Below are 14,092 nucleotides of genomic sequence, written 5' to 3' on the forward strand. Positions count from 1 at the left end.
AGATGGCGTGAGGGAGTCGAGTTGGGCGTTGCGCCGTGCTCCCGAGCTGCCGGATGCGGACTTCGAACGCTGGCGCCAGTTGCTCGAAACGCGCGCCGGAATGGTGCTGGACGAACGCCAGCGCGGTTTTCTGCAGATCCAGCTGGCTGCACGCATGCGCGAGCTGGAGATCGCCGACTACGACGGCTACTACCGTACCGTCTGCGCAGGGGTCAGTGGCCGGATCGAATGGGTCCGACTGCTGGATCGGCTGACCATCCAGGCGACCCGCTTCTTTCGTCATCCACCGTCCTTCGCCCTGCTGGAAGCCTATGTGAATGAGTTCGCCCGGACCGGGGAGGGCAGGAGCCTGACCCTGTGGAGTCTGGGTTGCGCCAGTGGAGAGGAAGCGTTTTCGATGGCCATCAGCACCGCCGAGGTCTTGTCCCGGCAGGAGCAGCCCCTGACGTTCGCGCTGACCGGTACGGATATCAGCAGCGAGGCCCTGCGCCAGGCGCGGCAGGGCACCTATAGTTTGCAGCGGCTGGCCGGGGTGCCGGCCGCCCTGCGCGAGCGCTATTTTCACGCCCGCGAGGACGGCAGCTTCGAGATCTGCTCCCGCTTGGCGGAGCGGCTGTGCTTCGCCCGGCTCAATGTGCTGGAACTGGGCCAGGCCCCCTTGCAGGGACTCAATGTCATTTTTTGTCAGAACTTGCTGATTTATTTCCGCCGCTGGCTGCGTCGAGATCTGCTCAACCAGCTGGTCCAGCGGCTTGCACCGGGTGGTTTGTTGGTCCTGGGTGTCGGTGAGGTGAGCAATTGGAGCCATCCGCAACTGATACCCGTCGATCATCCCGAAGTCCTGGCGTTTACCCGCCAGGTGGAACGCCCGGTATGACAGGAGCCGAAATGATCGATCGACACGACTACGTAGCCCTCGAGTGGGTCAAGGGAGAGATCGCCGAAACCTTGCAGCAGGCCCGCAAGGCGCTCGAGGCGTTCGTCGACAACCCACACGACCGTAGCCGCCTGGGGTTTTGCCGGACCTATGTGCACCAGGTCTATGGCACCTTGCAGATGGTGGAGTTCTACGGTGCCGCGCTGCTTGCCGAAGAGATGGAGCTGCTCCTGCAGGCGCTCCACGAAGAGCGGGTAGGCAGTTCGGACGAGGCACTGGAAGTGCTGATGCAGGCCATCCTGCAGGTCCCGCCCTATCTGGATCGGGTCCTGGAGGCCCGTCGCGATCTGCCGCTGGCCATCCTGCCGTTGCTCAACGACCTGCGTTCGGCCCGTGGCGAAAAGCTGCTGTCGGAAACCAGCCTGTTCTCGCCGGATCTGTCGGCCACGCCGCTGTCGCTGAGCGACGACGAGCTGGCCGACCGCGCCTCGCCGGACTGGCTGCCGCGCCTGCGCAAGCTGCGCCAGGCCCTGCAGGGGGCCCAGGTCGGCCTGTTCCGCGACCGTGACGTCCAGTTGCACCTGGATTACTTGCTGCGCGTTTTCGAGCACCTGGATCAGCTCTGCGCCGGCTCACCCTTTGGCGCCCTCTGGCCGGTGGCGGCCGGGCTGACCGAATTGATGCAGGCCGGCGAGCTGGACAACAGCAGTTCGATCCGCGGGCTGTTGCGACAACTCGATCGGGAGCTGAAGCGGCTCATCAGCGATGGCGTGGCGACCCTCAACCAGCCAGCGCCGGCCGATCTGCTGAAGAACCTGCTGTTCTATCTGGCCAAGGCGCCGGTGCAGAGTCCGCGCATCGCCGCGCTCAAGGCCCGCTATCGCCTCGACGAAGCGCTGCCGGACGCCGAGTTGGTGGGCGTCGAACGTTCGCGCATCGTTGGCCCGGATCGCGAGGCCATGCGTTCGGTGGTGACCGCGCTCTGTGAAGAACTGGTGCAGATCAAGGACAGCCTGGATCTGTTCGTGCGCAGTGATCGCCAGCAGGCCGCCAGCCTGCGCAGCCAGCTGGCGCCGCTCAAGCAGATCGCCGATACCCTGGCGGTGCTGGGCTTCGGTCAGCCGCGCAAGGTGGTGCTGGAACAGCACGAAGCCGTCGCCGAACTGGCCGATGGCGCGCGTGAGGCCAGTGACGCCGCCCTGATGGACATCGCTGGCGCGCTGCTCTACGTCGAGGCGACCCTGGCCGGTATGGTCAGCGGCAACGAGGTGGGCGATGCCGAGGAAAGCCGGCTGCCGACCACCGATATCGACCAGTTGCACCGGGTGGTGGTGCGCGAGGCGCGCAATGGCCTGGAGCAGTCCAAGGATGCCATCATCGAATTCATCGCCTCCCAGTGGAACCATGACCACCTGGAGCCGGTACCCCTGCTGCTGACCCAGGTCCGTGGTGGCCTGGCGATGATTCCGCTGGAGCGGGCCGCCGCCCAGGTGCAGGCGGCCAACGACTACATCGGCCAGCAGCTGCTGGGCAAGCAGGCCGTACCCGACTGGCAGAGTCTGGATACCTTGGCCGACGCCATCACCAGCGTCGAGTACTACCTGGAGCGCCTGGCGGAAGATCCGTCCACGCCCCACGACATGATTCTCGACATCGCCGACGAGAGCCTCATCGCCCTCGGCTATCCGCCCAAGGCGGCTAGCGAAGGCGACGCGGTGGAGGTGCCCTTGGCGCCCAGCGCGGTCGAGCCGCCCTTTGAGTCCATGGACGAGGAGCCGGTGCCTGAGGAGTCGCTGGAGCTCACGGCCTTGCCGGTCGAGGAGCCCGACGACGCAGGGGAAAGTGCCCTGTACGGGACCGAACCCACCGTCGAGGACGAGTCCCCGACCTTCGATCTCCAGGCTGACGCCGAGACGACGGCAGATGCCAGCGATGACGCCTTACCCGCCGCGCTGGAGGCTGCCGACGAAGAACCCGAAGAGCGGCTGGCGGCTAGCGAGCTGGACAGCCGGACGCCCGTGACCACCGATGCGGAGGCGATCGCCGAGGTGCTGGCCGCACCGGTCGACCCCATCAATCCGCCCGCGGCGCAGGTGCCGAAGGCGCTGTTGCCCCCTGCGGACGATGCCGAACCGGTCGAGGAAGAACTGCGCGAGGTCTTTATCGAGGAGGCCGGCGAGGTCCAGGCGGAGCTCGAGCGCTGGTTGCCGACCTGGCTGGCCGATCCCGAGCAGCGCACCGCGCTGAGCGAATTGCGGCGCAATTTCCATACGCTCAAGGGCAGCGGCCGCATGGTCCAGGCGCTGGTCATCGGCGAACTGGCCTGGGCACTGGAGAATCTGCTCAATCGCCGGTTGGATCATAGCGTCGATCACGGTCCCGCCTTGCAGGCGGTGGTCGAGCAGACCTGTGCGCTGCTGCCGGAGCTGGTCGAGGAATACGCCGAAGATCGGCAGCGGCAGCGTGACGACGTCGACTGGCTGGCCCACGCCGCCCACGCCTTTGCACGCAACGAAGCCCTGCCCGAACGTATGCCGGCCCCTGTCGAGACCTTGGTCGAAGCGGAGCTGCCGCCGATGGAGGTCGTCGATCAGGCCCCTTCCTCCGGCGCGGGTGGCGAAGCCGATACCCAGTTGCTGGACATCTTTCGCACCGAGGCCCAGGCCCATCTGGAGACGGTGCGGCGTTTCCTGGAGCAGGCCGACGCGGGCCATCCCCAGCCGGTTTCCGACAATCTCCTGCGCGCCCTGCATACCCTCAAGGGCAGTGCCCATATGGCGGGCAGTTCGCCGCTGGCCGAGTTGGCCTCGGCGCTGGAAAGCCTGGCCAAGGAATACAAGCTCGTCCATGTCCCCTTCGCCGAGCCGGAATGCGCCTTGCTCGCCCAGGGTGCGGAATTGCTGGAACAGCGACTCGCCGAGCTCGACGAAGCGTCACTGGCCGCACCGCTGGCCGGTTCGGCGGCGCTGATCGAGCAATGCGAGACGCTGCTGGAGCAATTGAATCCCCAGTTACCGGTTCCGGAAGCACCCTTGCCGGAGCAGCGCGACGTGCTGCGCCTGGCCGATTTCCTGATGCCGGCGATGGAGCTGCTGCTGGAGGCCGACGAAAGTCTGGGCGCTTGGCGCACCCAGGGCGAGCGGGCGGCCTGCCCGGATCTGCTGGCCGAGCGCCTGAACACCTTCGCCGATGGCGCGGCCCGGGTCGGGCTGATCGATGTGGAGCAACTGGCCGAGGCGCTGCAGGTGGTCTATGCAGCGGTGGCGAGCGGTTCCTTGCCGGCCGACGAGGCCTTCTTCCGTGAGGCCGAAGAGGCGCAGGAAGCCCTGATCAGCATGCTCAACCAGCTGGCCGGCGGTATGCGCGCGACCCCGGCTGAAGAGCGTATCCAGGGCCTGCGTGCGCTGCTGGCGGGCATCCTGGCCGGACTACCCATGGCGGCGAGCACCCTGTTGGCCGAGCCGGAGCCCGAAGCCCTTTTCGATCCGGAAGTGGCCACTCCAGTGGCCCCCGACCTTGCGCTTGACGTCGATCTGCCAGTCGAAGCCGAAGCCGAAGCCGATCCCGAGACACTGAACGAGCCTCAGGAGGCGCTGCCACCTGCAGCGGACGGCTCCAGCGAAGCCCAGCCGGAGCTCGCAAGCGGGGCAGACGAGTCAGCGCCCGTCGATGCGGTCGATCCGGAAATGCAGCTGATCTTCCTCGAAGAGGCCCAGGACCTGCTGGACAGCGCCGATCGGGCGTTGGAGCGCTGGCTGGTCGAGCCTCAGCAGAGCTTCCACCTCGGCACCCTGCAGCGCGATCTGCATACCCTCAAGGGCGGCGCCCATCTTGCCGGGGTCGTGCCCGTCGCGTGCCTGGCCACGGAACTGGACGCCATCTACGAAGGCCTGCTCGACGGTCGTCTCGCTGGCGGTGCCGAACTGGCCGCGCCTCTGCGTGACGCCCATGGCTGCCTGGCCGCGCAACTGGAAGAGCTGGCGGCGGGTGAGCCGATCAGTGAGCATGCCGATCAAGTCGAACGCCTCCAGCGCATCCGCATGGGGCATCTCGATGACCTGGCAGAAACGACCGAAACCGAGTCGGAGCGCCTTCTGGGCGAGCCTGATCTCGCCGCCGAATTGGGCGAGCCGGCAGCGGATGCCACGCCAGACGACGAGTCCCAGGCCGCGGTGTCGATGCCCGAGGCCGTCGCGCCAGGCATGGACGAAGGTCCGGACGCCGAGTTGCTGGCCATCTATATCGAAGAAAGTCGCGACCTGCTCGACAGCATGGCGACCTCGTTACGTACCTGGGAATCCGAGCCGCGCAACAGCCTGGAACTGGAATCCCTGTTGCGCGACCTGCACACCTTGAAGGGTGGGGCTCGCCTGGCTGAGGTGGATGCCATCGGCGATCTCGCCCATGGCCTGGAAGCCTTCTATGAGGGATTGGCGCGAGGGCGAATCAAGCCAGGTGCCGAGCTGGGCGGTCTGCTGCACCGCTGCCACGACCGACTGCACCAGCAACTCGAAACCCTGGCCCAGGGGCAGTCCCCGGCGGCAGCCGAGGACCTTGTCGAGGCCCTGCGTGACTACCGCGGAGAGTCGCAGGCGGCAGGTGAAACCCCGACCGCTCTGGTGACGCCCGCGCCGATCTTCGATGAAGATACCGACGCGGAAATCCTCGAGATCTTCATCGAGGAAGCCCAGGACCTGTTGGCCAGCATGGATGAAGCGCTGGCCCGCTGGCCGGCCGCACCCGAGGCGGCGGTAGACGAATTGCTGCGCTGCCTGCACACCCTCAAGGGCGGCGCGCGCCTGGCCGGTCTCCATGGGCTGGGTGAGCAAGCCCACGCCCTGGAGCAGCAGCTGGCCGAATTGAGGTCGCTGGCGGTAGGACTGGGTGAGGGCGATCGCGAGCGCGTCCATGACCTGGCGACCCAGGGGGTCGACGAGCTGCAAGTCGCGGTGGCCCAGTTGTCGCTGCCCGCGCCGGCTCAACCAACCGCGCCAGAGACACAGGAAGCGGCCGTCCAGACCGAACAGGACATCCAGGGGCTTGAGGACCTCCCGCTGGAGACGGACAGCGCCACCCGTGCGGAATCCGCCAGCACCGGTGCCGAGGGCGAGGTAGAACTGCCGGCGGAAAACGCGGCGGTGGCGCCAGTCATGGTGGCGGACGCGGCGCCTGCGGCAGCCGTTGCCCCGCTGCCTTTCGTCCAGCGCCTGCAGCAGGTCCGCCAGCAGGCGGCGCAGCGGCGTTCCTCCCAGGAGCTGGTGCGGGTGCCGGCCGCGTTGCTGGAACAGCTGGTCAACCTGGCCGGCGAGACCTCGATCTTCCGCGGCCGCGTCGAGCAGCAGGTCAATGACATCGGCACCACCCTGGGTGAGATGGAAGCCACCATCGAGCGGGTGCGCGATCAGCTGCGCCGGCTGGATACCGAGACCCAGGCACAGATCATCAGCCGTCACCATGAGGACGTGGATCGCGCCGGCTACGAAGATTTCGATCCCCTGGAGCTGGACCGCTATTCCCAGCTGCAGCAGCTGTCCCGGGCGCTGTTCGAGTCGGCTTCCGACCTGCTGGACCTGAAGAACACCCTGGGCCAGCGCAACAGAGACGCCGAAACCCTGCTGCTGCAGCAGGCGCGGGTCAACACCGAGCTGCAGGAAAGCCTCATGCAGACGCGCATGGTGCCCTTCGAGCGCATGGTGCCGCGCCTGCACCGGGTGGTCCGCCAGGTCAGCGGCGAGCTGGACAAGCCGGTCGAACTCAGGGTCGACAACGCCGAAGGCGAGCTGGACCGCACGGTGCTGGAGCGGATCATTCCGCCGCTGGAGCACATGCTGCGCAACGCCATCGACCATGGCGTCGAGGACGCCGCCGGGCGCCAGCGCGCCGGCAAGCCGGCCGAGGGCGTCATCAGTCTGGATCTGCGTCGCGAAGGCGGCGACATCATCCTGACCCTGGCGGACGACGGTCGTGGCATCGACCTGGATGCGGTTCGTCGCAAGGCCATCGAACGCGGCCTGATGACGGAAGACGCGGAACTCTCCGAGACGGAAGTGCTGCAGTTCATCCTCGAATCCGGTTTCTCCACGGCGCCGACCGTGACCCAGATTTCCGGGCGCGGCGTGGGCATGGACGTGGTGCACCAGGAGGTGAAGCAGCTCGGCGGCAGCATGGACATCCATAGCGTGCCGGGGGCGGGAACGCGCTTCACCATTCGCCTGCCATTCACCGTGTCGGTGAACCGGGCGCTCATGGTGCACGCCGGCGACGACCTCTACGCCGTGCCACTCAACACCATCGAGGGCATCGTGCGGGTGACCGCGGCCGACCTCGAGCGCTATTACCGCCCGGGGGCAGGGACCTTCGAATACGGCGGCCAGCATTATGACCTGCGCTATCTCGGCCATCTGCTCGGCAATGGCCAGCAGCCCAAGCTGAGCGGCCAGAGCCTGCCGCTACCGGTGGTGCTGGTGCGTGCCGCGGAATACGCCGTGGCCGTGCAGGTGGATGCGGTGGCCGGCTCGCGCGAAATCGTGGTGAAGAGCCTCGGGCCGCAGTTCGCCGGGGTACCCGGCCTGTCCGGCGCCACCCTGCTGGGTGACGGCCGCGTGGTAGTGATTCTCGACCTGCTGGCCATGATCCGTAGTCGGCGCCTGTCCGGTGAAGACCTGCCGCGCCCGAGTCCGACCCCGGCGATCCTGCCGGAGAACGCCCGGCCGCCCCTGGTCATGGTGGTGGACGATTCGATCACCGTGCGCAAGGTCACCAGCCGCCTGCTGGAACGCCATGGCATGGAGGTCTTCACCGCCAAGGACGGGGTGGACGCCATCGCCCAGCTACAGGAGCGCCAGCCGGACATCCTCCTGCTGGACATCGAGATGCCTCGCATGGACGGCTTCGAGGTGGCGACCCTGGTCCGCCACGACGCGAACCTCAAGGATCTGCCCATCGTGATGATCACCTCCCGTACCGGGGAAAAGCACCGCGACCGGGCCCTGAGCCTGGGCGTGAACGAATACCTGGGCAAGCCCTATCAGGAAAGCGAACTCCTGGCCCATATCCATCGGTTGGTCGGGGATCATGACTGAAACACACAATGCCCGCGTCGCCATCCTGGCTGACAGTCCGCTGCAGCGCCATGTGCTGCAGCAGGTGCTGGCCGACAATGGTTATCACGTCGTCCTCAACAGCGATCCGGAGCGCTTCGACGAAGCGACCTGGGCCACGGTCGCGACCGATCTGTGGCTGATCGACCTCAGCCAGACGGAGGAGTCGTCACTGGTGGACGCGCTGCTGGATGGCGCCGAGGTGCCCATCCTGTTCGGCGAAGGCCAGGCGCCCGAGCGCTTCACCGATCCCTTCGCCCAATGGGAAAAGCGCCTGATCGGCAAGCTCAAGCGTCTGATCGGCGATCCGGTGGCCGCGGTCGGCCCGGCGTTGGAGACGCTGCTGCAGGATCAGCCGCGACCCCCGCGCCTGGCCCTGCCCGAGCCCCTGGCCAACTTGCCGCTGCCGGCGGGCGATCCCGCACCTGAGGTCTGGTTGCTGGCGGCGTCCCTGGGTGGTCCGGCGGCGGTGAAGGCCTTTCTCGATGCCCTGCCCGGCGGTCTGCCGGTTGGCTTCCTCTATGCCCAGCACATCGGCGACGGCTTTGCCGCCAACCTGCTGCGCGCGGTGGGCCGCCACAGTCAGTGGCACATCCAGAACGTGCGTCCGGGGGAGCCGGTGCGCTGCGGCGAGGTGGTGGTGGTGCCGACCCAGCAGGAGCTCACCTTCCGCGCCAACAGCGCCCTGGACATCGTCGAGCGTGCCTGGCCCGAGCCCTATACGCCGTCGATCAGCCAGATGATGCTCAACCTGGCGCAACACTTCGGTACGCGCTGCGGCGTCATCGTCTTCAGCGGCATGGGTAACGACGGTACCGCGTCCGCGCCCTATGTACGGCGTCGCGGTGGCACCCTCTGGACGCAATCGGCGAGCACCTGCATCGCCCCGAGCATGCCGGAAAGCCTGCGCGAATCGGGTCTTGCGACCTTTACCGCCGATCCCCGTGGCCTGGCCGAAGCCCTGGTGGCTCGCCTGGCCGAGCAGCGAAGCTAAAGGAATTCCCGATGTCGACCACCACACCCGGCGCCGAACACCTGACCGGTCTGCTGCTGACCCTGGCCGATCGCACCCTGCTGCTGCCCAATGCGGCGGTGGCCGAACTGGTGCCATGCCGCGAGATTCGCCCCTTGCCGGTGCAGCCGGAGTGGTGCCTGGGTCAGGTGGCCTGGCGTGATCTGCGTCTGCCGCTGATCAGCTTCGAGGCATTGTCCAGTGGCAGTGCTGCGCAATTCGATGGCGACCGCCACGCACGGGTAGCCATCCTCAACGCCCTGGGGGGGCGCGACCGGGTACGTTTCCTCGCCCTGCTGATTCGGAGCATTCCGCGCTCCCTGCGCATCACCCCGGAACTGGACGCCGCCAAGGTGCCCCTGGCAGCCCTGGAGTTGGGCGCCGTGGCCTACGAAGGCGGCACGGCGCGTATCCCCGATCTGATCGGGGTGGAAGAGCGGCTGGCCGCTGCTGGCGTGTTCTAGTCCTGCCGGGTAAGGCGCATCCCGCCGTTTTCATCCGGGCTGACAGTGACTCTGCGGTAATCCGCCAGGGTCGGCAGGCCCAGCTCCAGTGGCTCGCGATGGGTGGCGGTGATGGCCACCGCATCGGCGCCGGCCGCCTTGGCGGCGGCGAAGCCGGCATGGGCATCCTCGAACACCAGGCAATCACCGATTTCCACCCCCAGCTTGCGCGCCCCGGCCAGGAAACAGTCGGGCGCCGGTTTGCCCTGGGTGACGTCTTCGGAACAGATCATCACCGGCGGCAGGGCCATGCCCGCGGCGGCGAGCCGGACTTCGGCCAGGCGGCGTGATGCCGAGGTGACCAGGGCCCAGCTGCCGGCTGGCAGGCTGGCAAGAAAGGCCGCGGCACCAGGGATTTCCTGGATGTCGGCGACATCGGCGATCTCCAGTTCGGTGATGGCGCGGGTCTCGGCCTCGATGTCGGCGCCGGCGGGCGCGAAGCGCTTCACCGTCTCCACCGCGCGCACGCCGTGCATGACTGCCAGGACGTCCGCCGGGTCGAGGCCGTGGCCGCGTGCCCAGGTGCTCCAGGCACGTTCGGCGGAGGCCACGCTGGTGAGCAGGGTGCCGTCCATGTCGAACAGGAAGGCGGCGTAGGGGCGAGAGGGCAGGGTCATCCAGGGCTCCAAGAACTATCCGTAGGAAAGGGGGCAGGCCGCCGCAGCGGCCCGTCAGGCCGGTCAGGGGGTTTGGAAATCACCCCAGAGTTGCTGGGCGACGCTCAGGGCCACCACCGGGGCGGTCTCGGTGCGCAGCACCCGCGGGCCCAGGCGCGCCGGCTGGAAACCGGCAGCGCGGGCGGCCGTGACTTCGGCATCGCTCAGGCCGCCTTCGGGGCCGATCAATAGCGCCAGACGGGCGGGGCGGGCATGGCTCTCCAGCGGCTCGGCAACCGGGTGCAAGACCAGCTTGAGATCGGCGTCCAGCCCGGCCTGCCAGTCAGCCAGCAGTTGCGGCGGATGGATCAGGGGCACGCTGGAGCGACCACACTGTTCACAGGCGCTGATGGCCACCTGGCGCCAGTGCTGCAGGCGCTTGTCGGCGCGTTCGTCCTTGAGGCGCACCTCGCAGCGTTCGCTGACCAGCGGGGTGATCTCGGCCACGCCCAGTTCGGTGGCCTTCTGGATCGCCCAGTCCATGCGCTCGCCGCGGGACAGGCCCTGGCCGAGGTGGATCTGCAGGGGCGAATCCGGCTGGCCGGGCAGCGCTTCGGTGAGTTCGACGCTGAGGGTCTTCTTGCCCACCTCGACGACCTGGCCGAGGTACTCCTGGCCGCTGCCGTCGAACAGTTGCACGGCATCCCCCGGCGCCAGGCGCAGCACGCGGCCCAGGTAGTGGGCCTGGGCCTCGGGCAGGTCCAGGCGGCCGAGGGCCAGGGGCAGGTCGAGGTGGCAGCGGGTGAGACGCATGGCGGACTCCAGATCAGCCGGGATCGCGGTGGTTGGGGTGCAGGTCGCTCAGGGCGACACTGACCGAGGTACGGGTGGCGAGGTCGATGCCCTGGGTCGCTACCTCGGCGAGGAAATCGATCTGCTCGGGGGTGATGACATAGGGCGGCAGGAAGTAGACCACGTTGCCCAGCGGCCGTAACAGGGCGCCGCGGAAGAGGGCGTGCTGATAGACCGCAAGGCCGCGTCTTTCCTGCCAGGGGTAGGGCGTGCGGCGGGCCTTGTCGGCGGTCATCTCGATGGCCAGGGCCATGCCGGTCTGGCGCACTTCGCCAACGTGGGGATGATCGACCAGGTGGGCCGTGGCCTCGGCCATGCGCCGCGCCAGCGGCTTGTTGGCTTCGATGACGTCGTCCTGTTCGAAGATGTCCAGGGTCGCCAGGGCGGCGGCGCAGGCCAGCGGATTGCCAGTGTAGCTGTGCGAGTGCAGGAAGGCGCGCAGGGTGTCGTAGTCGTCGTAGAAGGCCTGGTAGACGGCGTCGGTGGTCAGGCAGGCGGCCAGCGGCAGGTAGCCGCCGGTGAGGGCCTTGGACAGGCAGAGGAAGTCCGGACGGATGCCAGCCTGTTCGCAGGCGAACATCGTACCGGTGCGGCCGAAGCCCACGGCGATCTCGTCATGGATCAGGTGCACGCCATAGCGGTCGCAGGCCTCGCGCAAGAGGCGCAGATAGACCGGGTGGTACATGCGCATGCCGGTGGCGCCCTGGATCAGCGGCTCGACGATGACCGCGGCGACACTGGCGTGGTGCTCGGCCAGGGTGCGCTCCATGTGCGCGAACATCTGCCGTGAATGCTCTTCCCAGCCCATGCCCTCGGGACGCAGGTAGCAGTCCGGGCTCGGCACCTTGAGGGTGTCGAGCAACAGGCCCTGGTAGGTCTCGGTGAACAGCGCCACGTCACCCACCGACATGGCTGCCACCGTCTCGCCGTGGTAGCTGTTGGTCAGGGTGACGAAGCGGCGCTTTTCCGGCTGCCCCACGTTGCGCCAGTAGTGATAGCTCATCTTCAGCGCCACCTCGATGCACGAGGAGCCGTTGTCGGCATAGAACACCCGGTCGAGACCGGCCGGGGTCAGGGCGACCAGGCGCTCGGACAGCTCGATCACCGGCTGATGGCTGAAGCCGGCGAGGATGACGTGCTCCAGCTGGTCGACCTGGGCCTTGATGCGTTCGTTGATGCGCGGGTTGGCGTGGCCGAAGACGTTGACCCACCAGGAGCTGACGGCATCCAGGTAGCGGTTGCCGTCGAAGTCCTCCAGCCAGACACCTTCGCCGCGGCGGATCGGGATCACCGGCAGCTGCTCGTGATCCTTCATCTGGGTGCAGGGGTGCCAGAGCACCTCCAGGTCACGGCGCATCCAGTCGTGATTGGTCATTGGCGGTCTCCTGGCGGCGGGCCCGGCGATAAAAAGGGGGCGCAAGCCTAAGCCAGGGCGCGCGACGGGAGCAAGGCGCGGGCCGATTGCCGGTCGTGGCGGCAGCTAGTGGCCCCGTGGCCGCTGGCGTATGCTGCGCCACCGCTGTTCCCCGGTCCCAGGAGTCTAGAAAAGATGTCGTCGCGTTGGACAGGTTTTACCGTCTGCTTGGCAGCCGGCGTATTCGCTACCAGCCTGAGCGCAGGCGCCGCCGAGAAGGCGCATAAGGAGACGCACAAGGCGCCGGAAAAGGCCGCCGCTGCGCCCGTCGCGCCCAGTGGTCCCTCGGTGATCGTGGTCGGCGCCGGCATGGCCGGGCTGGCCTCGGCCTATGAACTGCAGCAGGCGGGTTGGAACGTGACCCTGCTGGAAGCCGGCCCGCGGGTTGGTGGCCGCTCCGGTCTCGCCTCCAGCGAGTGGATCGGCGACACCAAGGCCCAGCCGCTGCTCAACCACTACCTGGATACCTTCAAGCTCAAGACCGTGGACGCGCCGTCCTTCGTGCGCACCCCGGGCTACCTGATCGAAGGCCAGTACTATTCCCAGGACGACCTGGCGCAGAAGATGCCGGCCGTGGCCGATGCCCTGAAGCGCGTCGACAAGTCCCTGGACGATCTGGCCGCCGCCATCAGCGATCCGCTGCAGCCGACCGCCACCCCGACCCTGCACGCCCTCGACCAGATCAACGCCGCCACCTGGCTGGACAAGCAGAACCTGCCGCCAGTGGCGCGCCAGCTGATCAACCAGCGCATCCGCGTCCGCTACGACGAGCCCTCGCGTCTGTCGCTGCTCTATCTGGCCCAGCAGACCCGCGTCTATCGCGGCGTCGACGACAAGGACCTCCGCGCCTCCCGTCTGCCCGGTGGCAGCGAGGTGCTGGCCCAGGCCTTCGTCAAGCAGATCAAGACGATCAAGACTGACAATAAGGTCTCCAGCATCGTCCAGGACAAGGACGGCGTCGTGGTCAAGGCCGGTACCACCGGCTACAAGGCCGACTATGTGGTGATGGCGGTGCCGCTGCGCGCCCTTGGCCAGGTGCAGATGACGCCGGCGCTGGATGCTACCCAGCAGGCGGCGATCAAGGGCACCACCTATGGCTGGCGCGACCAGATCCTGCTTAAGTTCAAGACCCCGGTGTGGGACAGCAAGTCGCGCATGAGCGGCGAAATCTACAGCGACCAGGGCCTGGGCATGCTGTGGGTGGAGCCGGACGTGAAGGGCGGCGCCAATGTGCTGGTCAACCTGGCCGGTGACAGCGCACGCCTGGTGCAGGCCTTTGGCGACAAGCAGATGGTCGACCAGGTGCTGATCCGCTTCCATGCCTTCTATCCCAAGGCGCGCGGGGCCTTCTCCGGCTACGAAGTCCGTCGCTACAGCCGCGATCCGGGCCTGGGCGGCGCCTATCTGGCCTATGGTCCGGGCCAGATCACTCGCTACTGGCGGCTGTGGGAAAAGCCGGCCGGCCGGGTGATCTTCGCTGGCGAGCACACCGACCCGCTGCATCCGGGCACCCTGGAAGGCGCCCTGGCCAGCGGTCAGCGCGCCGCCGGCCAGGTCCGCGACCTCAAGGCCGGCAAGGCCGTGGTGCCGGTCGTGGCCAGTGCCAAGACCGCCGCCCAACCGGCCGCCGCGCCCAAGGCCGGCGACGCCGCGCCGGCCAAGGCCAGTGGCGAGCACGGCTTCTTCTGGAAGCTGTTCCACTGGTCGTTCTGATCGCGACCTGAGCCCGGACGCTGCC

At 67.7% G+C, this 14,092-nt stretch carries 8 protein-coding genes; 5 read left to right on the forward strand and 3 right to left on the reverse strand.

The features are described 5' to 3' along the window. Positions 1-7 precede the first annotated feature (7 nt). Genes ACUCV0_RS15150 through ACUCV0_RS15165 form a run of 4 tightly spaced genes read left to right on the forward strand, consistent with a single transcriptional unit; the run spans position 8 to position 9,453 of the window. Positions 8-877: a CheR family methyltransferase gene (locus tag ACUCV0_RS15150; RefSeq protein WP_059313557.1), complete on the forward strand. Its 870-nt coding sequence runs from the start codon at positions 8-10 to the stop codon at positions 875-877. A gap of 11 nt (positions 878-888) precedes the next feature. Beyond that, positions 889-7,959 carry an Hpt domain-containing protein gene (locus ACUCV0_RS15155; protein ID WP_482213038.1) on the forward strand — a complete coding sequence of 2,357 codons (7,071 nt, stop codon included), beginning with the start codon at positions 889-891 and terminating at the stop codon, positions 7,957-7,959. Further along, the gene (locus tag ACUCV0_RS15160) at positions 7,952-8,971 is read left to right on the forward strand and encodes a chemotaxis protein CheB (protein ID WP_059313559.1); all 1,020 of its coding nucleotides are present in this window, start codon (positions 7,952-7,954) and stop codon (positions 8,969-8,971) included. The genes ACUCV0_RS15155 and ACUCV0_RS15160 overlap by 8 nt, the downstream gene beginning before the upstream one ends. A gap of 11 nt (positions 8,972-8,982) precedes the next feature. Then, complete coding sequence (locus ACUCV0_RS15165; RefSeq protein ID WP_482213039.1) at positions 8,983-9,453, forward strand: chemotaxis protein CheW; 471 nt, start codon at positions 8,983-8,985, stop codon at positions 9,451-9,453. On the opposite strand, the gene ACUCV0_RS15170 is transcribed toward ACUCV0_RS15165, so the two are convergent. From ACUCV0_RS15170 to ACUCV0_RS15180, 3 genes are all read right to left on the reverse strand, one after another. Beyond that, positions 9,450-10,109 (reverse strand): HAD-IA family hydrolase, encoded by a 660-nt coding sequence (locus ACUCV0_RS15170; protein WP_271653878.1) that lies wholly within the window; start codon positions 10,107-10,109, stop codon positions 9,450-9,452. The genes ACUCV0_RS15165 and ACUCV0_RS15170 overlap by 4 nt on opposite strands. A gap of 63 nt (positions 10,110-10,172) precedes the next feature. Then, a complete protein-coding gene (locus ACUCV0_RS15175) occupies positions 10,173-10,901 on the reverse strand; it encodes a 16S rRNA (uracil(1498)-N(3))-methyltransferase (protein WP_059313562.1) in 729 nt (242 codons plus the stop codon). 13 nt (positions 10,902-10,914) lie between these two features. Beyond that, positions 10,915-12,315: an adenosylmethionine--8-amino-7-oxononanoate transaminase gene (locus ACUCV0_RS15180; protein ID WP_059313563.1), complete on the reverse strand. Its 1,401-nt coding sequence runs from the start codon at positions 12,313-12,315 to the stop codon at positions 10,915-10,917. 174 nt (positions 12,316-12,489) lie between these two features. Between ACUCV0_RS15180 and ACUCV0_RS15185 the strand changes: the two genes are divergently transcribed. Beyond that, a complete protein-coding gene (locus tag ACUCV0_RS15185) occupies positions 12,490-14,067 on the forward strand; it encodes a flavin monoamine oxidase family protein (RefSeq protein ID WP_482213040.1) in 1,578 nt (525 codons plus the stop codon). Positions 14,068-14,092: the final 25 nt, after the last annotated feature.

This window comes from Pseudomonas sp. VMV1, from assembly GCF_056790235.1.

Excerpts from the sequence above, each read along its gene's own strand:
- ACUCV0_RS15160 (WP_059313559.1), top strand. The coding sequence starts at position 7,952 with ATGACTGAAACACACAATGCCCGCGTCGCCATCCTGGCTGACAGTCCG.
- ACUCV0_RS15165 (WP_482213039.1), top strand. The coding sequence starts at position 8,983 with ATGTCGACCACCACACCCGGCGCCGAACACCTGACCGGTCTGCTGCTG.
- ACUCV0_RS15185 (WP_482213040.1), top strand. The coding sequence starts at position 12,490 with ATGTCGTCGCGTTGGACAGGTTTTACCGTCTGCTTGGCAGCCGGCGTA.
- ACUCV0_RS15155 (WP_482213038.1), top strand. The coding sequence starts at position 889 with ATGATCGATCGACACGACTACGTAGCCCTCGAGTGGGTCAAGGGAGAG.
- ACUCV0_RS15180 (WP_059313563.1), bottom strand. The coding sequence starts at position 12,315 with ATGACCAATCACGACTGGATGCGCCGTGACCTGGAGGTGCTCTGGCAC.
- ACUCV0_RS15170 (WP_271653878.1), bottom strand. The coding sequence starts at position 10,109 with ATGACCCTGCCCTCTCGCCCCTACGCCGCCTTCCTGTTCGACATGGAC.
- ACUCV0_RS15175 (WP_059313562.1), bottom strand. The coding sequence starts at position 10,901 with ATGCGTCTCACCCGCTGCCACCTCGACCTGCCCCTGGCCCTCGGCCGC.